Origin of the sequence: Roseibium sp., from assembly GCF_965229775.1 — a bacterium.
GTDB lineage: Bacteria > Pseudomonadota > Alphaproteobacteria > Rhizobiales > Stappiaceae > Roseibium.
The window spans coordinates 3692809-3713388 of the sequence record NZ_OZ245929.1 but is presented as its reverse complement, the minus strand read 5'-3'; the positions used below and the strand labels follow the sequence as shown (position 1 = coordinate 3713388).

Genomic DNA, 20580 nt, shown 5'->3' with positions numbered 1-20580 from the left:
TATCATCGCAAAAGGAGCACGATCCGATGGCCGAAATCAATATTCCGAACGAATACAAGGTTGAACTGACCCCGCCCGATCTGTCGCCTTACAAGACCGGCAATACCGGCATTCCTTATGTCTGGCGTTTCGAGAGCGGTGCTCCGGGGCCGAATGTGATGCTCAGCGCCGTCGTCCATGGCAACGAGCCCTGCGGTGCGATCGCGCTTGACTGGCTGATGCAGCGAGACACGCGGCCCGTGGCGGGATCGCTGACGATGGCGTTCATGAACATTGCCGCCTACGAGGCGTTCGATCCCGGGGACCCGAATGCGACACGATGGATCGACGAGGACTTCAACCGTGTCTGGGACATCGGCGTGCTTGAGGGAGACCGCGACAGCGTCGAGCTTCGCCGCGCGCGCGAAGTCCGCCCTGCCCTGGAAGACATAGACTTTCTTCTGGACATTCACAGCATGCAGCACCTGGCGCCCCCGCTCATGATGTCGGGCCGCCATGCACGGGCGAAAGCGCTGGCGGCTGCCGTCGGCGTGCCGGAGCGCGTTGTCGGGGATGCGGGGCACGCGGCGGGCCGGCGCATGCGGGACTACGGCGCCTTCGATGATCCCGATGCAACGCAAACGGCGCTGCTGATCGAGTGCGGCCAGCATTGGGAGGCTTCCGCCGGTCTTCTTGCAAGGGAATCCGCGGCACGGTTTCTCGTGGCAACCGGCATCCTTCCGCAAGACATTCTGCGTGAATTTGAGCCCCCTTCGACGCCGCAAACGGCCTACACGGTCATCGAGGCGATCACCATCAAGAACGAGGAATTCGTTTTTGAAAGACCGTTTTCAGGCGGCGAAGTCATCCCTGAAAAGGGAACGGTGCTCGGATATGACGGCGGCGAACCCGTCTGCACACCGGAGGACAATCTCATGCTTGTCATGCCGTCAAAGCGTCTCTGGCGCGGGCAGACGGCCGTCAGACTTGCACGGCGTGATCCTTGATCACATAGTCCGGGACCTTCAGTTCCAGTTCCCTCCTTTTCCTGCCCGCAGGATCATTCAAAGCTTCACCACACCACAAGGGATCAGATAATGCCAACACGTGAGGCCGCGATCGAAGCGGCAGCGACGTATTTCGAAGCGGGAGGGTTCAAGGCCGACCTGGCCGAGCAGGTGGCAATCCCGACTTCCAGCCGCGAAGAAGACCATCGACTCGATGTCTTGCGGTATCTCGACCTGATGCGCGCGCGTTTCGAAGCAATGGGGTTTGGCGTCCAGATCCATCCCAATCCGGCCCTCGAACGTGCCCCGTTCCTGGTGGCAAAGCGCATAGAAGACCCGGCTCTGCCCTCCCTGTTCTGTTACGGTCACGGCGACACCGTGCCCGGCGAGGAAGGGCGCTGGAGCGAGGACCGCGATCCATGGACGCTCGATGTCGCCGAGACAGCATCCGGCGAGCGCTGGTACGGCCGCGGCACTGCCGACAACAAGTCCCAGCATGCCATCAACATGGAAGCCATGCGCCACGTCATCGAAACGCGCGGCCATCTTGGATACAACGTCACGTTCCTCATCGAGACGGCAGAGGAAATGGGATCGGCAGGACTGTCCGATTTCTGCCGGGAAAACCGTGACATGCTGAAAGCTGACCTCCTGATCGCTTCCGACGGACCGCGCTTTTCAACCGACGGCCCGGATATCAAACTGGGCACGCGCGGCGGTCTGAACATCCGCTTTCGACTGGAATATCGCGAAGGCGGCCACCATTCCGGGAACTGGGGCGGACTGCTGGCAAATCCGGCGATCGTGCTGATGCATGCGCTCACCACCCTGGTCAGCCGCAACGGCCAGATCCTGCATCCCGGCCTGAAACCGGACCGGATCAAGAATTCCGTCCGCGAAGCGCTCGGCAGCATCACGGTCAAGTCCGGCCCCGGCGATCCGGAGATCGATCCGTGGTGGGGCGAACCGGGGCTCAGCAGCGCCGAGAAAGTCTTCGGCTGGAACACGTTCGAAGTTCTGTCTTTCATCACGGGCGATCCAGAAAGCCCTCAAAACGCCGTCCCACCCTTCGCGGAAGCCATCTGCCAGATCCGCTTTGTTGTCGACACCGATCCGGATACCTTTCTGCCCCTGATCCGCAAACATCTTGAAGACGAGGGATTTGAAGGCATCACCGTGGAACCGGCCCGGATGTTCATGCTGCGTGCCTCGCGACTGGACCCGGAACACCCGGCGGTCGGCTGGGCGGTAAAATCCATGGAGCGCACGACCGGGAAACCGGTCACGGTTATTCCCAATGCAGGCGGATCCCTGCCCAACGGCGTGTTTCTCAACATCATCGGCATGCCGACGCTCTGGGTTCCGCACAGCTATACCGGCTGCTCGCAGCACGCTCCCGACGAGCATGTCCTGCCGCACCTGATGAAGGAAGGGCTCGAGATGATGACCGGCCTGTTCTGGGATCTCGGCGACGGCTTTCCGTGACCATCCGCGGCGCCGCCCCCCCGCCGCGCGCGGTCTCAGGCGTTTCGTTTGGGACGAAGCGGAAACAGCTTCAGGTCGGCAACAACCTTGAGGAAGGCCACTATGGCGAGGGCGCAGAGCGCGACCTTGCTTGTCGTCTCCATCGTGCCCTCGATCAAAAGGGCATGGGTCACCGTGCCGGCAACGATCACGAGCGCGAACGCCGTGTGGGCCAACCGCCATGTGCGTGGCCGCACCCTCAGTTTCCTTCGAAACAGCGCGAGGAGCGCACTCAGGAACACGGCCCACATGGCCAGCACGCCCCATACGGAAAACGGTGTCGGTGAGCGGAACAGCAAGGCGTCAACGACATCCGGCGGGCTGGTGATCCACAGGCCGGCAACGTGGATGATCACCACGAGAACCAGAAGAGCACCGGTCAAGCGGTGAAGGACACGACCGCGCGGTGCGGAAAGCCCGGGCAGATAACCACCGGCCAACAGCGGCTGGAGAAGCAGAAGAACGAGCGCAAAGATGCCCGCGAACCCGGCGGCGATATAGACCGGCTGACGCCATTGCAACAGCGGGCTTTGCGCCGCCGCCACAAGCGGGACAAGCACGATCCCTGCAAGGGCAATCCAGATCAGGATCGCACGCAGCCGCATCGAGCTTCGCGTTCCCGATCGATCAGGCAGGCTGAAGCACGAAATGTGCTTCGAGACTGGTGTCTTTCGCGCTCGGCATGACGGGTCTCAGAAACACGGTCTCGAACGCGTCGCTGTCATAGGCCAGATGGGCATGGGGCTGTCCGAACGCCGGTACGATCTGGGGCATTTCGAGACGGAACACGCCGTTTTCGTCGGTCAGGGTCGCCCCGTGTGAGCGTGCATCGCGCTCATGACCCTCGGTCGTGTGCGCCCAGATCTGGATACGTTGACCGGCAAGCGGTGCTCCGTCACCAGCGCGGCGCACCGTTCCGGACATCCAGAAACCGCCGCCGCCGATCCGGTCGACGATCGGTGCACCGGGCCGATAGTTGTTGGACCCGCCGCGCATCGACCGTGTCGGCGCAAGGCCCTGGGCACGGGCAGGAACAATGAGGCCGGACATCCCGGTCACCGCAACAGCGCTACCAGCGGCAAGCAGCTTCCGGCGGGTGAACAGGTCGTTGGTCATCTGTGGTCTCCTATCGGACAGGAATTGCACCGCCACACTCGGCAAGGCGGTCTGTTCTCAGTGCTCAGATATAGTGCGATTGTGTCGATTTCCGAGACCGGGCCGATTGAACGTGCGGCAACTGGGCTCACGGTTTCGTGAAGTCGCTTCGCACATCCCCGGCGCACGGCGCGTTTCCGCTCGGGTTCGGCCAGCGCACCGCCAACCGAGCGCCGGTTCACGACGACAGGGACAGCTCCTTGATGACCGTTTGCACCGCGAGCATGAAAATCTGCACCTCAGGTGTTTGCGGCGCGTTCGGCCGGGTCATGAGGCCCACCGGCCCCTTGGTGATATCGCTGTCGAAGGGCAGACGGACCAGAGAGCCGTCCTCGGTCTCGGTCTGAACCACACCGGACGAAATGATCCAGACGGCATCGGTCTGACGGGTATAGAGCCGCCCGAATGCGCCCGAAACGCTCTCAATCCGGTGCGGGATCTCGCCAACACCGTTTGCAATCATGAAGCGTTCGACAAGCGGGCGGATTGCAGCCCCTTCTGGAGGATAGATCACGGGCCAGTCGACGATGCGCTTCACATCCGGGTTGGCAAGCAGCGGGTGCCCCTTGCGGACGACGAGGTCCACCCGCTCGGAGTAGAGCTGCGTGAAGGAGACGCCTTCCATCGAATCGGGACGGCCCAGGCGCCCGATCACCAGATCAAGCTCACCCAGTTTCAGTCGTTCAATGAGAAAGCCGTGCGGCCCATCCATGATCTTGACCAGGACGTTCGGTGCAAGCTCCGTGAATTCGCGGATCAGCGGCGGAATGAAGCTTGCGGCGACGCTCGGCAGCGCCCCCACCTTCAAGGTTGCACGCGCCTGCTCGCCCTCCTTCTCGACACCATCCAGACCCTGCTGAAGGCTCGCGAGCGAGATCTGTGCGAAATGCAGAAAGACCTTTCCCTGCTTCGTGAGCGCGATGCCGGCCCTGTTCCGTGTCATGAGCGAGGCGCCGATGATTTCCTCCAGTTCCTTCAGCGTCTTGGATATGGCCGGTTGCGTGAGCGACAGCTTGTCGGCGGCCAGCTTCAGGCTGCGCTCATGCGCAATCTCCACGAAACACTGGATGTGGCGGAATTTGATGCGGCGATCGATCATTTAGTTTCCAATTCGAGAAACAAAAAGGCTTGTTATCTCATTTTACTTCTCAATTTCGGACATTCAATATAGGAGGAACAGAGGAGGAAAGCATGCGCACTCAGGTTGTCATTGTAGGCGGCGGGCCGTCCGGTCTGCTGCTCGGACAGCTGCTCCACAAGCACGGCATCGAGACGGTCATTCTTGAGCGGAAAACACGGGAGTACGTCCTTGCGCGCATCCGGGCCGGCATTCTTGAAACCGGGCTGGTCAACATGATGCGCGAAGCGGGCGTCGCGGAGCGCATGGACCGCGAGTGCTTCGTTCATCACGGGACGTGCATTTCCTACGAAAACGAGATGTTCGACATCAACTTTCAGAAGCTGATCGGACAAAACGTCATTGTCTACGGCCAGACGGAGGTAACGCACGATCTTTACGATGCGCGGGCGGCGATCGGCGCGAAGACGATTTTCGAAGTTGAGAACGTGCGGATTTGCGACGCGGACCGGGACGCGCCCTATGTCACGTTTCATACAGACGGCACCGAGCAGCGCATCGACTGCGATTTCATCGCCGGCTGCGACGGGTTTCATGGCGTCAGCCGGAAAACGATCCCCGAGACGGTGCGCAGGGAATATGAAAAGATCTTTCCGTTCGGCTGGCTCGGTATCCTATCCGAGACGCCGCCCGTCCACGAGGAGCTGATTTACGCCAATTCCACACGGGGATTTGCGCTCTGTTCCATGCGAAACGAGAACCTGTCGCGCTACTACGTCCAGTGCGAGCTCACCGACAAGGCCGAGAACTGGAGCGACGACGCCTTCTGGGACGAGCTGAAACGCCGTCTGCCGGAAGCGATTGCGGAAAGGCTCGTCACCGGACCTTCCATCGAGAAGTCAATCGCGCCGTTGCGTTCATTCGTGACGGAACCGATGCGCTGGGGACGCCTGTTCCTGTGCGGCGATGCCGCCCATATCGTGCCGCCGACCGGGGCGAAGGGACTGAACACCGCCGCATCGGACGTGCACTATCTTTACGAAGCCCTGGTCCAATACTACCGCGACAACGAAGACGAGGGCATAGAGCGCTACTCGGAGAAGGCACTGGCGCGGGTCTGGAAGGCGGAGCGCTTCAGCTGGGCGACGACCAATCTGCTGCACCGTTTTCCGGACCAGACGCCGTTTGACCTCAAGATGCAACGGGCGGAAATCGAGTCCCTTCACCACAACGAAATTGCGCAGAGATGGTTTGCGCAAAACTATGTGGGACTGCCCTACTGATGAACATCGCGCGGCTCAAGTCTGTCGACCTACACTGGCGGGAGGATGGAGATCCGGCCGGTCTTCCGGTAGTCTTCGCCAATTCCCTGGGAACCGATCTGCGCCTCTGGGACAAGATCATTCCGCTGTTGCCGGCCTCGGGCCTGCGCCTGATCCGTTTCGACAAGAGAGGCCATGGTCTTTCCTCGTGTCCGAAGCCGCCCTACTCGATGGAAGCACTTTGTGAAGACGCGGAAGAGTTTTTGCAGCAGATCGGGGTAACAAGCTGTTTTTTCGTGGGTCTCTCCATTGGCGGCTGCATCGGGCAACTCCTGGCCAGCCGCCGGCCGAACCTTGTGAAAGGCCTGGTTCTTTCCAACAGTGCGGCAAAAATGGGAACCACGCAAATGTGGCAAGAGCGGATCGAGCACATTCGCGCGGGCGGCATGGAATCGATTGCGGACGCGGTGCTTCAACGCTGGTTTGGAGACGCGTTCCGCCAGACGGACGAGGCCATCTTGTGGCGAAACATGATGACCCGGACGCCGGCGGACGGCTACACGGGCTGCAGCGCGGCCCTCGCAGCGAGCGACCTCACCGCGTCCACGTCAAAGCTCACATTGCCGGTTCTCGGGATCGGCGGCGAATATGACCAGGCAAGTCCGCCGGACATCGTCAGGGCGACGACGCAACTCATTCCGGGCAGCCGGTATGTCGAGATCGCCGATGCCGGGCATCTGCCTTGCGTGGAACATCCGCAGAACTATGCCGGCCATCTGATGACATTTCTGAAGGAGGATCTCCATGTCGGAACGCTATGACCGCGGCATGGACGTGCGCCGCGCCGTCCTGGGCGACGACCATGTCGACCGCGCAGAAAGCTGCAAGACGGATCTGGACCGTCCCTTCCAGACCCTGATCACCGAGAGCGCATGGGGGAACGTCTGGTCATCCGACGGCATCAGCCCGCGCGAACGCTCCATGCTCACGCTTGCGCTGCTGGCGGCACTCGGTAACTTCGAGGAAATTCCGATGCATATCCGGGCAACGCAGCGCACCGGAGCAAGCAAGCAGGATGTCCTGGAGGCCTTTCAGCATGTGGCAATCTATGCCGGCGTGCCCCGGGCAAACCAGGCCCTTAAACTTGCAAAACAGACCTATGCCGAAATGGAAGCCGAATAGGCACCGCCGGCATCTGAGGAGAGGAACCGATGCTCAAACCGGGTGAATACCACCAGCGCGACCGAGACCGCCAGCCGCCCGCCCTGACCCCGGACTACAAGACGTCCGTGTCGCGGTCGCCGCAATATGCCCTGATCAGCCTGGAGAACACGGTCTCGGAAATCACCGGCCCCGTGTTCGGACACACCGATATCGATCCGCTCGACCGAGATCTGCTGCACAACTACGCCAAACCGGGGGAAAGCGCGATCGGGGAACGTATCATCCTGCACGGGCGCGTCCTCGACGAGAACGCCAGACCGGTACCGAACACCCTGGTGGAAATCTGGCAGGCCAATGCCGGCGGTCGCTACCGGCACCGGAAGGACACTTACCTTGCCCCGATCGACCCGAATTTCGGCGGCTGTGGCCGGACGCTGACCGATGAAAACGGCTCCTATCACTTCCGCACCGTGAAACCGGGGGCGTACCCATGGCGGAACCGGGTGAACAACTGGCGGCCGGCGCATGTGCACGTTTCGGTCTTCGGTTCCGCCTTCTGCCAGCGGCTCATTACCCAGTGTTACTTCGAAGGCGATCCCCTTATCCCGATCTGTCCGATCGTCAACACAATCCCCGACCCGGACGCGATCGAGCAGCTCACGGCGAAACTGGATCTGAACGCAACCATCCCGCTCGACACGATTGCCTACAAGTTTGACATCGTCCTGCGCGGGCGCCGGTCGACCCTGTTCGAGAACCGCCTGGAAGGGAACTGAGACATGCCGCAGGAACTCTCCTATCTGAAGGAATCGGCGTCGCAAACAGCAGGTCCCTACGTCCATATCGGTCTCGCTCCGGGTGCGGCCGGCTTCGATATCTACGCGCACGAACTCGGCTGGGACATCGCCGGTCCGAGTGCCAAAGGCGAACGCATCCGCGTCGAAGGCGTGGTGACCGACGGCATGGGATCGCCCATCAAGGATGTTTTGCTGGAAGTCTGGCAGGCAAATGCGGACGGGAACTTTGCCCATCCCGAAGGCGGCGGTCCCGTTGAAGACGGGTTCCGCGGCTGGGGCCGTGTCATCACCGATTTCGACACCGGCGAATGGGGTTTCGACACCGTCAAACCAGGCCCCTGCCCGGGCCGCAGCGGAAGCGTTCAGGCACCGCACCTGAACCTTTGGCTGGTTTCGCGCGGGATCAACATCGGTTTGAACACGCGCATGTATTTCGACGACGAAACAGACGCAAACGCCAAGGACCCGGTGCTGAACCTGATTGAATGGGAACGTCGCCGGGCGACCCTGATCGCAAAAAGGAGTGAACGGGACGGTAAAATCGTTTACCGGTTTGATATCAAGCTCCAGGGCGAGGACGAGACGGTCTTTTTCGACATCTGAGACAAGAACAATGACAAAACCCTGCATCATCTGCGCAGCCATCACCGGATCGGTGGCAAGAAAGGAAAACAATCCCGCCGTGCCGATCACGGTCGCGGAACAGCTGGAGAGCACGCACGAGGCCTTCGAGGCCGGAGCTGCCATCGTTCACGCACACGTGCGGAACGACGATCAGTCGCCGAGCTCGGATCCGGAGAAATTCGCGCGTTTGAAGGAAGGCCTGGAAAAGCATTGCCCCGGCATGATCATCCAGTTCTCGACAGGCGGTCGCTCCGGCGCGGGACAGGCGCGCGGCGGCATGCTGCCGCTCAGACCGGACATGGCATCGCTGTCGGTCGGATCCAACAATTTCCCGACACGGGTCTACGAGAATCCGCCGGATCTTGTTGACTGGCTGGCCGGCGAGATGCGGACGAACAGCGTCAAACCCGAGATCGAGGCCTTCGATCTCAGCCACATCCATCAGGCGGCGGCGATGAACAAGGACGGCCGGATACCGGGCCGGCTCTACGTGCAGTTCGTCATGGGTGTAAAAAACGCCATGCCCGTCGACCGCGACGTCTTCGACTATTACATCAAGACGGTTGAGCGGCTTGTCCCGGATGCGGACTGGTGTGCCGCGGGCATCGGTGCCAATCAGCTGACCGTCAACGAGTGGTGCATCGCGGCCGGTGGCCACACCCGGACCGGGCTAGAGGACAACGTGCGCCTGGACCGGGAAACGCTTGCGCCGTCGAATGCGGCACTGGTGAAGCGCGCCGCGGACCTTTGCGAAAAATACGAGCGTCCGGTCGCGACCTGGCAGCAGGCGCGCGAGATCCTGGACCTGCCACTCAGGGCCGCGGCTTGACGCTGCGCTCCGCCTGGCTCTCAATTGAGGGCAAATCCCAGTAGTTGAGAGCCATGCCCGTTTCCCTGTTTTCCAGCCAAATCCATTCCGGTCTCTTTGCGGACGAAGATCTCGCGCAAGTGTTCGGCGATGCCGGTGACATCGCGCAAATGGTCCGTTTCGAACAGGCCCTTGCCGTGGTCCAGGGGCGGCTCGGGATCATTCCTGCCGATGCGGCAGCAAGGATCGCCGAAGGCCTCCGGGACGCCGCGCCGGACCCTGCCAGCTTGCGTGAGGGAACCACGGCTGCAGGCGTCCCGGTGCCTGCGCTCGTCGCCGAGCTGCGCAAGATCGCCGGAGATGAAGCCGGGACGTGGCTCCACTGGGGCGCGACCAGCCAGGACGTCATGGATACGGCGCAGATGCTGCAGGCCAAGACCGCGCTTAATATCTTGCAAACCAGGCTCGACCGCCTGATCGATACGCTGGAAGCGCAAAGCAACCTGCATGCGGACCGGTTGCTGGCCGGGCGGACACGCAGCCAGGTGTCAACACCGGTGACCCTCGGCTACAGGATCGCGCAATGGGCTCATCCCCTGATCGATGCGCGCAACGAGATGACTGCGCTCCGCCAGAATGCTCTCAAGGTCCAGTTCGGCGGCGCGTCCGGCGTGAACAGCGCCATTGCACCGGACGGCACGCGCGTCGCCGAGGCTCTGGCATCCGAACTCGGGCTCGGCGACGCACCTTCTTGGCACACGAACCGGACGCCGGTCCTGCTCCTGTCCGGCTGGCTGCAGCGCGTTTGCGTTGCGCTTGCCAAAATGGCCGGCGACCTGATCCTGATGGGCCGCTCTGACATCAGCGAATTGGCGAGCGGAGCCGGTGGCGGGTCATCGACCATGCCGCAGAAATCGAATCCGGTTCAGGCGGAAACCATCCAAGTTCTTGCGCAAATCGCCAATCATGCGCACAGCGCTCTTGCGGCTGCCGCCGATCCTTTGGAAGAGCGCGACGGAACGAAGTGGCCGCTGGAATGGATGATGCTGCCGCAGATGTTTCTGGCAGCGGGTTCGGCCCTCAATCATGCCAAGGGCCTGTCGGACAGCCTGAGACCAAACGAAGCGGGTCTGGACGCGACCCTGGCCGACAACCCGGAGATCATGGCCGAAGCGGCGAGCTTCGCGCTCGCCAGGGCGGGCGTTTCACGATCCGAGGCGAAGGATCTGGTCGCCAGGGCCGCTGCTGACAATGCTCCCTTCCCCGAAGCGCTTGCCAAGCTCAGTTCCGCCGGGATCGACTGGACCGCGGTGCTGGACCCCCGCTCCGCAATCGGCCCCTGCAAGGAAATGTCCCGCAGGATCTTTTCAAAGCGATCCAACGGCTAGTGCTGCTATCTCAGCACCTGCGGCAGCCAAAGCGTGATCGCCGGGAAACTGACCAGCAGGATCACCCGGAGAACCTCCGCGCCGAAGAACGGCACGACGCCCTTGAACGTCTCGATCATCGGCGTGTCGCGCGCGAGTGAGGAGATCACGAACACGTTCATGCCGACCGGTGGCGTGATCAGGCCAAGTTCCACGACGATAAGGGCCAGAATGCCGAACCAGATCTTCAGGTCCTCGGTGCTCATGCCAAAGCCCGCACCATCCGCACCCTGATAGATGCCGCCGTTGATCTCGACCAGCACCGGCCAGAAGAACGGGATTACGAGGAGGATCATGGAAAGGCTGTCCATCAGGCAGCCGAGGAAGATCAGCGCAATCAGCAAGATGATCAAAACCGTCATCGGTTCCAGACCCGAGCCCGCAATCCAGGCAGCCGTCTCCTGCGGCAGTCCCACGCGGGACATGAAGATCTTCAGGAGTTCCGCGCCCAGAATGATCAGGTAGATCATTCCGGACGTGCCGGCCGTTTCCTTGAGCGCGGCAACGAAGTCCGGACGGGACAGCTTGCGCTGCACCAGCCCGAAGAAAAGAACGAGAAACACACCGACCGCCGCCGCCGGGGTCGGATTGAAGAAGCCGAAATAGATGCCGCCGATGACGAGTCCGAAGATGACCAGAACGGGGATCATCCCGATGGTCGCCTCGACGAACTCGCTGCTGCTGGCGACACCTCCCTTTGGACCAGACGCCGGTTTGATGGCGACGTAGACCGCGATCGTCAGGAGAAACAGGACAACAGCCAGAAGGCCCGGCAAGAACGCCGCCATGAACATAGTGACAATGTTCGCTTCGACGATGACCGCGTAGATGATCAGAACGACGGATGGCGGAATGAGGATGCCCAGCACGCCGCCGGCTGCCAGGGTTCCGGTCGCCAGTGCGCCGGAATAGTTGTAGCGGCGCAGTTCGGGAAGCGCGACCTTGCCCATGGTGGAGGCGGTCGCGAGCGAGGACCCGCACACGGCGCCGAACCCGGCGCATCCGGCGATGGCCGCCATGGCCGTTCCGCCGCGCATCCAGCCGAGCCAGGCATTCGCCCCCCTGAAGAGGGCCTGGCTCAGGCCGATCTTGGAGGCAATCGCTCCCATCAGGACGAACATCGGGACGACCGACAGGTCGTAGATGGAGAACTGCCCGTAAGCAAGGGTCTTGAGCTGGCTGAGGACGAGAGCCGGACCGTTCAGCATCATCGTGCCGACACCGCCGACCAGGATCATCGCATAGGCGATCGGTATCCGGATCGCGATCAGGAAGACGAGTACGGCCAGCGCACCGAGGCCGAGGACAAGAGCGTCCGTCATGCTGTGATCATCCTTTCGACAGAGCGCTTGCATCTCGCAGCAGGGCCACAATCGCCGCGACGGCGAGCAGCGCGAGCGAGACGAGGATCGGAATGAAGGCGATCCAGTGCGGGATCTGCAGAATGGTGGTCGTATAGTCGTATTCTTTCTGGTCGAGCATGCCGAAATACATGCGCCAGATCAGCAGGCTTGCGAACCCGAGTGCGACCAGAGATCCGAGCAGCGTGAAAAACGCGATTGTTCTCTTGGACGCCCCCGAGGTGAAAATGTCTGCGGACACATTCGCCCCGACCAGCTGGCAATAGGGCAGGAAGGTGAACACCGCGACCGCCACGCCCATCTCGGTCAGCTCGAAATCGCCGGGAAACGGCTTTCCGAAAACCGATCCGATGATCGATACCATGTTCACGCCAACCACGGCCAGAAGCAGCAATCCCCCCAGGAGCGCCCAAACCGTGATCAGCCGGCTGGCAGCCCCGACAAGTCCGGAGCTGCCCTGTTGAATGTCATCCGTCATCAGTTGGACGCGTTGTTGGCAACAGCCGCCCTGGCTTTATCGACCAGCGCGGTGCCGTCGATTCCCTTTTCGCCAACTTCCGCAACCCAGCGATCGACGACAGGTGCCAGGACTTCGTTGAAGGCGGCGGTTTCTTCGGGCGACAGCGTGATATGAGTGTTGCCGGCCTTGGTTGCGAGCCCAATGCCGAAATCATCGGCGCCGGCCCAGATGTTGCCAACTTCCTTGGCCCAGACCTCATCGGACGCATCGCGAAACGCCTGTTTCACGTCATCGGGCAACGCGTCCCAGCGGGCCTTGTTCATGGACACCTGGAACACGGTCGTCCCGAAGCGTTCCTTGTCCGCGCCCTCGATCTGGTATTCCGTCTGTTCCTGGATCTTGAGCGGCGGAATGATCTCCCAGGGGATCATGGCTCCGTCGATGACGCCCTTCTGAAGAGCCGTCGGCAATTCGGGAACCGGCATGGCCACCGGCGACGCGCCGAGCGCCTCGATTACCCAGGCACCCGTGCGGGTCGGAATGCGGATCTTCTTGCCTTCAAGGTCGGACGGTTTGCGAACCTCGGTATCCGTCATGTGGATCCCCTGGCCTGCATGAACATGCAGGAACATGACCTCCACACCCTTGTAGTCGTCCTTCAGATCGCTTTCGAAGAGTTCCTTCAAGGCAAGGTTCGTCGCGGCCGTATCGTTCTTGTGGACGCCCGGCAGTTCAAACACCTCCGAGCGCGGAAAAAGTCCGGGCGTATACCCGTTCACCGTCCAGACAAGGTCAACGACACCATCGCGGACCTGGTTGATCAGTTCCGGCGGTCGGCCACCGAGCGTCATGGCGGGATAGATCTCGATGGAGACCTTGCCACCGGAGTTCTCTTCGACCCGCTTTGCCCACGGCACCAGCATCTGCGCGTGCGCGGGCGCCTTTTCACCGATGAAGTGATGCAGCTTGAATTCGTGATCCGCCGCCGTGCCGGGCGTTGCACCCAGTGCCAGCAGGGCGGCACCCAGAACCAGTTTCTTGAGATGTCTCATGTTCTCTCCTCCACTCGGATGCCGGTTACGGATCCGTATTCTCATTCCTGCGGTGTTCTTGCGGCGAACCCTGACCTGAATTCACCTGGCTGCGCAACCGGACATCTTGTCCTTGATTTCCGGTCCGCCCCTCCCCTTCGCGGACGTCACGCTTTCATTTCGTGTGACTTTTCAACCAGACAGGAGGTATCACGGCCGCACCCGGCCGCGTTAGCGCTTCAAAACATTCTCACTAATAGATTTCGGAATGTAAATTAAGATCTGAGCCCATATAGTTTCCGTTTTTGGAAACAAAAGGCACAGTCGGATCGTTTGGTGTCAGCTCGCTCAAACATCAGCTTGGTTGAGACCCGCATCGATGACACCGCTTTCCACCCACCTGTCGAAGATCTCCAGAGCCGTTTCGCTGAACGCGGCGTCGTTGATATGTGCGTCGATCTCGACGAGACGAACACGCCCGGGAAGCACGGTGCGCGCTTCGTCAATGAAGGCCGCAAGCCCTTCCGGGTCATGGGCTTCCTGCCCCGGCCGGTCCCATTCCTCGATGCCGCCAAGCGGAAGCAGGAACTGCGTCTCACCGGTGGCCCTTTCGAGCCGCTCTGCAAGGTCACGAACCCAGCGGCGGCGCTCCTCGGCATTGAAAACCGAGCTCTTGATCAGCCTGTTGTGCTCATGAAATGGCCGGTCCGAATATTCCGCCGGGATGTCCTGCCAGCCGGCGAAGTCGACCAGATCGAGGGCACCGGGTGCAACCATCTGGGGTGTTCCGTTCCTGCCGGCACTTGTCAGGCGATCCGCTCCGCTGCTGACAAGCGATCCGGCCAGCAGGTTTCCGAATTCCTGCAGGCAGAAATCCATCACGCAGCAGAAGGCACCTTCCTTCGCCAGCTTCTCAAACGCCATGCCGCCCATGCCGGTGGAGTGAAACACCGCGACCTCAAAGCCTCTTTGTTCGAGCGCAGGCTTCAACGTTTTCATGTAACTCAGGCAACTCGATCCGAGCGAGGTCATGCCGACAAGCGGCTTGGAATTGTCAGGAGGCTGCGCTGCCTTCGCGGCCCCGAGAACGGCTCCGGCGGCCTGTGCGAGCGACGACTTGCAGATTGAATTGAGGCCGTAAAGCCCGCCCGCCCAGAGGATCATCTGGATATCGGGTGCGAGCCGGTCCGGCGGGATCAGCGGCGAAAAGCTGACGGTCGACACAATGAACTTGGGCACCCCCAGCGGCAGTGCCTGCGCGCAATCGAGCGCAAGGTCGGTTCCCATGGTGCCGCCAAGCGCGATCATGCCGTCGATCCGCCCCTCCCGCCAGGCCTGCGCCACAAGATCGGCGGCTCCTTGAGACATGACGCGGAAGGCCTTGTTCTCATCACCTTGGGCAATCACCTCTTCGATCGTCATGCCGCCGGCCCGCGCAACGTCGTGCTTGGAAATGTCCGTCGGCTTTTCCGGATCTCCCAGGACGCTCACATCCATCGTGAGAACCTTGCCACCCTGCGCCTCGATACAGGACTGGATGAACTCCAGTTCCGCATTCTTGGTGTCGTAGGTTCCAATCGAAAGGATGGTCTTGGTCATGGTGACACCTCCCCTTGCAGAATAGATGAGTGACGAGATGAAGAAAGGTAGCCTTCGACAAGTTTCGTGGCGTCGGCGATCATGCGCTTGCTGCGCATGCGGCCGCCGTTCTCGTCAAGGCGTGCGATGATCCAGCCGACATAGCTCACGGCTCTCAGGCAGAGGAAAAGATCGAGCGCTGAAAAATCCATCGGGCGACCCTTGAGATATCCGGACAGAAACGCGTCTCTCAGATCCCGATAGTCCGGTTCCTGCCGGTTTTTGATGAGAGCGGTCGCGATATCGAACAGGCGATATCCGCATCCGGCGTCGTCAAAGTCGATCAGATGAAGGTCCGGACCTTCGATCATGACGTTCTCACGCACGAGATCTGCGTGGATCAGGCCCTTGTCGAGGCCCCTTTCCAGTTCCTTCAACCTGCCCCGCGCCGTGTCGCGAAACCGAAGCAGCAATGCGCACTCGGCGGGATCGAGATCGGGATTTTCCCAGAACCGGCCCCAGAGCGGATCGGGTCCGGCAAGCGCGTCCGCGTCCCAGTTGACGCGTTGGAACCAGTCCGGCGGTGTCCAACGATCCGACACGTCATGCAGTCTTGCCATGAGCCGGCCCAGTTTGAAAAACGTGCCTTTGCGATCGGGGAGTTCAAGAGGCTGCCCGGTCCTGCCGAGCGGCGATCCCGACATCCAGGCAAGCATGCTCGCTTGCTGGCCGTTCACTTCCCGCAGGAATTCGCCGTTGTCCGAGGCGACAGGATAGGGCACGCTGATTCCGTTGCGGCCGAGTTCCGCCATCCAAGCGAGTTCCGACCTGAGTTCCACGCTGGAGCGAAGCCCAGGCCGATGCAGACGCAACGCAAGAGTTCGTGACCCATCATTCACCCTGAACACGCGGTTCTCGCGCGCTGCAACGAGCGTTGATTCCGCCGTTTGCACACCCCAGAGGGCCAGCAGTTCGGAAATGGCTTCATCCATGAGGCGACACCGATGCGAGAACATCGTTCAGCGTCTTGATCAACAGGTCTAAATGTTCGGCTGCAAACGGCATCGGCGGGCGGATCTTCAGGGTGTTCTTGTGCCTGCCTAGCTTGCTGAGGATGATGCCACGGCGCCGCATTTCGTTGACGACCTTGTCCGCGAATTCGCTTGCAGGTTCGCGCGTATCGCGATCGCGTACGAACTCCGCTCCGAATACCATCCCGCTTTGCCGGACATTGCCAATGACCTGATGTTTCGCTGCGAGTTCCGACAGACGATCATATGCCAGTTTTCCCATCGCGGCTGCGCTGTCCTGAAGCCCTTTTTCCTCCAATTCATCAAGAACAGCCATCGCCGCCGCGCAGGAGACAGGATTTCCGCCGAACGTGTTGAAATAGCGGAAAGAATTCCGGAACCGGGCCATGATATCGGGCGTAGTGACGAGACCCGCGACCGGGTGCCCGTTCCCCATGGGCTTGCCCATGGTAACAACGTCAGGCACGACGCCCTGCTTCTGATGCGCCCAGAAGTGGCTGCCGCTACGGCCGAAACCGGACTGGACCTCGTCGCAGATCAGCAGGCCGCCCGCACGCCTTGCAACCTCGGCTGCGGGACGAAGCCACCCCTCTTTCTGTTCCGGAAAGCCTTCATTGAGAAAGAGCGGACAGACGATCAGCGCGGCAAACCCCGCGCCTGCCCGTTCAAGATCATCGACGGCTTCTTGAACATGGGCCGCAAATCGCTGGCCATCGGGATCGCTGATGCGATAGCTGTCAGGTGCCTCGACATGCCGCAGATACTGCCCAAGGCCAAAGCCGACTTCGGGCACGTTGCTGCGCGACAGGTGGCTGACCAGGGTCGTATTGCCGTGATAGGTCGCATCTGTTGCAACAATCCCGCGTTTGCCGGTCATGGCTTCCGCCATTCTCAACGCGATGTCATTCGCCTCCGACCCGGAGCAGGTCAGGATCGCCGTCGACAGGGCGTCGTCGAATGTGCCTGTCAGCCGCTCGACATAGTCCAGGATGCCTTCGTGCAGGTATCTGGTGTGCGTGTTGAGCCTGGCGGCCTGCTCGGCAATCGCGTTGACGACACGCGGATTGCAGTGCCCGACATGCGGAACATTGTTGTAGCAGTCGAGATACCTGCGACCGTCAGCGTCCCAGAGCCAAACACCGTCTGCCTTCACGAAGTGGACCGGTTCCTCGTAGAAGGTGGACACGTTCGGACCCAGAAGACGCCTGCGGCGGTCAAGCAGCTCTTCGGTTTCCGGTGGAAGAGGCCTACTCATGGCGAGACTTTCCTTCACAACTGGATCCAGGCGGTCTTGAGGTCGTGATACTTGTCGAGCGCGTGCAGCGACTTGTCGTGTCCGTTGCCGGATTGCTTGACGCCGCCCAGGGGAACGGTGAGGTCCGCGCCGCCATAGGTGTTCACATGGACGACGCCTGCACGAACGGCTGAAATCATGCGGTGGGCACGGCCGAGGTTCTGCGTCCAAATCCCGGCTGCCAGACCGAATTCGGTGCCGTTCGCGATGCGGATCGCGTCCTCTTCGTCCTTGAACGGTGTCACGGCCAGAACGGGACCGAACACTTCCTTCCTGGCGAGCGTATCGGCCGGTTTCACATTGGTCATGACAGTCGGCTGCATGTAGTAGCCGCCGCTCTCCTCCAAGATCCTGTCCCCACCCGTTCGGCGGAGCGCGCCTTCCCGTTCCGCGGTCCCGACGAATTGCAGATCGGCCTCCAGCTGAGGCAGGCTGTGCACGGCCCCGATATGCGAGGCCAGATCAAGCGGATCGCCGACGCGGAAGGCTTCTGCGTGCCTGCAGATCTCGGACACGAAGTCGTCGTGAATGTCTTCCTGCACGAGCAGCCGGGAGCCGGCGACACAAACCTGTCCGGAATTGCGGAAGATCCCCGCAGCGGACACTTTTGCCGCCGCGGCAAGATCCGGTGCGTCGTTGAAGACGATGTTCGGGGACTTGCCACCCAGTTCCAGATAGCAGCGTTTCAAGTTGGACTGAGCCGAATAGGTCAGGAGGCGGCGGCCCGTCGCACCGGAACCTGTGAACGCGAGCACGTCGACCTCCATCGACAGCGCGAGCGCCTCACCCGTCACGGCACCGGCACCCGTTACCACGTTGAAGACACCTTCCGGAACGCCCGCTTCAACAGCCAGTTCCGCGATCCTGAGCAAGGACAGGGACGCGGTCTCCGCCGGTTTCAAAACGACAGCGTTCCCGGCGGCAAGCGCCGGGGCGATTTTCCAGGCGCCGATCATCAGCGGGAAGTTCCACGGAACGATGGCCCCGACAACACCGACCGGTGCGCGATGCACAAGCCCGAGAACATCCTCGGCGGTCGGTGCGATCTCGCCATAGACCTTGTCGACAAGCTCGGCGTAGTAGCGGAACGTTGCCGCTGCAGACAGTGCCTCGGCCTTGTAGGCCATGTTGATTTCCGTGCCGTTGTCCCGAACGCCGAGCACGGTCAGGGCCAGCGCGTCTCGCTCAATCAGTTCGGCAAGCCTGTGCAGGACTTTCTTGCGGTGCGCCGGCGCTGTTTTCGACCAGCGCCCGTCTTCGAATGCGGCGCGCGCGGAGCTGATGGCGCGCTCCATGTCGGCGGCGGACCCCGCGGCAAGGCCGCAGATGCGTGTGCCGTCGATCGGGGAAATGACATCCATCATCTCACCGGACCGCGCAGGTTCTTTCCGGCCGTCAATGAAATGGCCCTGATCGGGGATACCTTCCCGCCGCAGGGAATCGATTGCGCTCTGATCCAGCATTGAACCCTATCCTTGCTGCGTGGATGCTTCTGAATTTCTTGACGTTTCCTGTTCCCGCCGCAACTTGTGCTCCCTGATCACGGTCCTGACGTGCAGGATCAGGATGAGCAGGATCATCGCGAACAGGACCGCGGCGATGGGCCGGTCGACAAAATCGAGCGGCGACTTCACCCGCGCCATGGCGCTGCGCAGTTTCACTTCCATGATGCCGCCGAGAACCATACCGAGGATGATCGGCACGATCGGGAGATTGAGACGTTTCAGGATGAGACCGAAAACGCCGAACGCGGAAGCAACGGCGCAGTCGGTGATCGAGTTGCGGAGTGAATAGACGCCGACAAAGGACAGCGTCAGGATCATCACGCCGAGGAAGCGCGTCGGGATCTGAATGATCTTGAGAAGCAGGTTCGTGGACGACAGCAGGAAGGCCAGAACGATGACATTCAGCAGGATCAGCGCGATGTAGATCGCGATCACGAAATCGAGCTGCCCCTGAAAGAGTTGGGGTCCGGGGATGACGTTGTGGACGTAGAAGACCGACAGCATCATGGCGGTCAGGGCTTCACCGGGAATGCCGAGCGCCAGGAGCGGGATCATGGCCGCCCCTGGCACCGCGTTGTTGGCAGCTTCAGACGCGACCAGTCCCTCGGGCGAGCCGTTGCCGAAATCGTCCGGTTTCTTCGATGTCTTCTGGGCATAGGTGTAGGACAGGAACTGCGCCGTGAACTCGCCGACACCGGGGATCATGCCCATCAGCACCCCGAGACTGGAGGAGACGGAGGCGATGCGCTTGAAGCGGAACAGTTCGCTGAGCCCGGAAAAGAGGTTGCCGTCGACATGCGCCTTGCCGGGCTTGTGGTCCTTGTCGACCAGAAGCAGCAGCGCCTGCGAGATCGCGAAAAGCCCGAGCACGACGACGATCAGATTGATGCCGGAGGTCAGCCAGGTCATGTCGAAGGTGAAGCGCTTGGTGTATTTCACCGGCTCAAGCCCGATCGTGCTCAGGAAAATGCCGAAAGAGGCAAGCATTCCGGCTGCGAAGACCTGGCCGCGATGCGCCAGCACCACCAGAATGATCCCCAGAAGCGCCGCCAGGAAAATCTCGCGGCTGCCGAAATGCGGGGCGATCATCGCCAGAAGCGGCGACAGCAGGATGAGGCAGAGGACCGAAAAGATTCCGCCGAAGAAAGAGGCGGAATAGGCGAGCGACAAGGCACGGTGGCCCTCGCCGCGCTTGGTCATCGGATAGCCGTCATAGGTCGTCAACGCGTTGACGGCGGTACCCGGCGTGTTGATCAGGATCGCCGGGATCGCCCCGCCATACATGGACGAGCCATAGACGCCAAGCATCAGCGTCAGTCCGACGATCGGCTCGAATGCAAAGGTTGCCGGCAGAAGAATGGCGATGGCGACCGCCGCACCGACCCCCGGGAGCGCGCCGATGATGACACCCCCGATCGAGCCCAGAAGCAGAGCGACGAGCACCTGCCACTGGGACAGGATGGTGAGGCTTGAAAGTACCGTTTCCATCGTCACC

General features: G+C 61.4%; 20 protein-coding genes. 9 read left to right on the top strand and 11 right to left on the bottom strand.

From position 1 onward, the window contains the following. The first annotated feature begins 26 nt into the window (after window positions 1–26). Window positions 27–986 carry a succinylglutamate desuccinylase gene (locus ACO07N_RS16780; RefSeq protein WP_421982115.1) on the top strand — a complete coding sequence of 320 codons (960 nt, stop codon included), beginning with the start codon at window positions 27–29 and terminating at the stop codon, window positions 984–986. Window positions 987–1076: 90 nt separating this feature from the next. Further along, entirely contained in the window at window positions 1077–2471 is a 1395-nt protein-coding gene (locus ACO07N_RS16775) for a M20 family metallopeptidase (RefSeq protein WP_421982114.1), read from the top strand. A 35-nt stretch (window positions 2472–2506) separates the two neighbouring features. Here the strand turns inward: ACO07N_RS16775 and ACO07N_RS16770 are convergent, their stop codons facing one another. The 3 genes from ACO07N_RS16770 to pcaQ form a co-directional block, all read right to left on the bottom strand. Then, a complete protein-coding gene (locus tag ACO07N_RS16770) occupies window positions 2507–3115 on the bottom strand; it encodes a ferric reductase-like transmembrane domain-containing protein (protein WP_421982113.1) in 609 nt (202 codons plus the stop codon). 22 nt (window positions 3116–3137) lie between these two features. Continuing rightward, window positions 3138–3626, bottom strand: coding sequence for a twin-arginine translocation pathway signal (locus ACO07N_RS16765; RefSeq protein WP_421982112.1), 489 nt, complete (start codon window positions 3624–3626; stop codon window positions 3138–3140). Window positions 3627–3843: 217 nt separating this feature from the next. Continuing rightward, entirely contained in the window at window positions 3844–4764 is a 921-nt protein-coding gene (gene pcaQ, locus ACO07N_RS16760) for a pca operon transcription factor PcaQ (RefSeq protein WP_421982111.1), read from the bottom strand. A 92-nt stretch (window positions 4765–4856) separates the two neighbouring features. Here pcaQ and pobA point away from each other — a divergent pair, with 92 nt between their 5' ends. From pobA to ACO07N_RS16725, 7 genes are read left to right on the top strand one after another with little or no spacing between them, the layout of a single operon-like run. Beyond that, a complete protein-coding gene (pobA, locus tag ACO07N_RS16755) occupies window positions 4857–6026 on the top strand; it encodes a 4-hydroxybenzoate 3-monooxygenase (RefSeq protein WP_421982110.1) in 1170 nt (389 codons plus the stop codon). Then, window positions 6026–6826 carry a 3-oxoadipate enol-lactonase gene (gene pcaD / locus ACO07N_RS16750; protein WP_421982109.1) on the top strand — a complete coding sequence of 267 codons (801 nt, stop codon included), beginning with the start codon at window positions 6026–6028 and terminating at the stop codon, window positions 6824–6826. The genes pobA and pcaD overlap by 1 nt, the downstream gene beginning before the upstream one ends. Continuing rightward, on the top strand, window positions 6810–7187 hold the full coding sequence (pcaC, locus tag ACO07N_RS16745) for a 4-carboxymuconolactone decarboxylase (RefSeq protein ID WP_421982108.1): 378 nt from the start codon (window positions 6810–6812) through the stop codon (window positions 7185–7187). The genes pcaD and pcaC overlap by 17 nt, the downstream gene beginning before the upstream one ends. A gap of 29 nt (window positions 7188–7216) precedes the next feature. Beyond that, on the top strand, window positions 7217–7945 hold the full coding sequence (pcaH, locus tag ACO07N_RS16740; RefSeq protein WP_421982107.1) for a protocatechuate 3,4-dioxygenase subunit beta: 729 nt from the start codon (window positions 7217–7219) through the stop codon (window positions 7943–7945). A 3-nt stretch (window positions 7946–7948) separates the two neighbouring features. Next, the gene (gene pcaG / locus ACO07N_RS16735) at window positions 7949–8569 is read left to right on the top strand and encodes a protocatechuate 3,4-dioxygenase subunit alpha (RefSeq protein ID WP_421982106.1); all 621 of its coding nucleotides are present in this window, start codon (window positions 7949–7951) and stop codon (window positions 8567–8569) included. 10 nt (window positions 8570–8579) lie between these two features. Beyond that, complete coding sequence (locus ACO07N_RS16730; protein WP_421982105.1) at window positions 8580–9419, top strand: 3-keto-5-aminohexanoate cleavage protein; 840 nt, start codon at window positions 8580–8582, stop codon at window positions 9417–9419. 53 nt (window positions 9420–9472) lie between these two features. Continuing rightward, complete coding sequence (locus tag ACO07N_RS16725; RefSeq protein ID WP_421982104.1) at window positions 9473–10786, top strand: lyase family protein; 1314 nt, start codon at window positions 9473–9475, stop codon at window positions 10784–10786. Window positions 10787–10791: 5 nt separating this feature from the next. On the opposite strand, the gene ACO07N_RS16720 is transcribed toward ACO07N_RS16725, so the two are convergent. From ACO07N_RS16720 to ACO07N_RS16685, 8 genes are all read right to left on the bottom strand, one after another. Next, window positions 10792–12147 (bottom strand): TRAP transporter large permease, encoded by a 1356-nt coding sequence (locus ACO07N_RS16720; protein ID WP_421982103.1) that lies wholly within the window; start codon window positions 12145–12147, stop codon window positions 10792–10794. A gap of 7 nt (window positions 12148–12154) precedes the next feature. Beyond that, window positions 12155–12664 carry a TRAP transporter small permease gene (locus ACO07N_RS16715; protein ID WP_421982102.1) on the bottom strand — a complete coding sequence of 170 codons (510 nt, stop codon included), beginning with the start codon at window positions 12662–12664 and terminating at the stop codon, window positions 12155–12157. Continuing rightward, complete coding sequence (locus tag ACO07N_RS16710) at window positions 12664–13698, bottom strand: TRAP transporter substrate-binding protein (RefSeq protein WP_421982101.1); 1035 nt, start codon at window positions 13696–13698, stop codon at window positions 12664–12666. The genes ACO07N_RS16715 and ACO07N_RS16710 overlap by 1 nt, the downstream gene beginning before the upstream one ends. A gap of 327 nt (window positions 13699–14025) precedes the next feature. Further along, window positions 14026–15276 carry a Tm-1-like ATP-binding domain-containing protein gene (locus ACO07N_RS16705; protein WP_421982100.1) on the bottom strand — a complete coding sequence of 417 codons (1251 nt, stop codon included), beginning with the start codon at window positions 15274–15276 and terminating at the stop codon, window positions 14026–14028. Then, entirely contained in the window at window positions 15273–16247 is a 975-nt protein-coding gene (locus ACO07N_RS16700) for a phosphotransferase enzyme family protein (RefSeq protein WP_421982099.1), read from the bottom strand. Before ACO07N_RS16700 ends, ACO07N_RS16705 begins: the two co-directional genes overlap by 4 nt. Then, entirely contained in the window at window positions 16240–17541 is a 1302-nt protein-coding gene (locus tag ACO07N_RS16695) for an aspartate aminotransferase family protein (RefSeq protein ID WP_421982098.1), read from the bottom strand. The genes ACO07N_RS16700 and ACO07N_RS16695 overlap by 8 nt, the downstream gene beginning before the upstream one ends. 14 nt (window positions 17542–17555) lie before the next feature. Continuing rightward, a complete protein-coding gene (locus ACO07N_RS16690; protein ID WP_421982097.1) occupies window positions 17556–19043 on the bottom strand; it encodes an aldehyde dehydrogenase in 1488 nt (495 codons plus the stop codon). Window positions 19044–19049: 6 nt separating this feature from the next. Continuing rightward, on the bottom strand, window positions 19050–20573 hold the full coding sequence (locus ACO07N_RS16685) for a tripartite tricarboxylate transporter permease (RefSeq protein WP_421982096.1): 1524 nt from the start codon (window positions 20571–20573) through the stop codon (window positions 19050–19052). Window positions 20574–20580 lie beyond the last annotated feature (7 nt).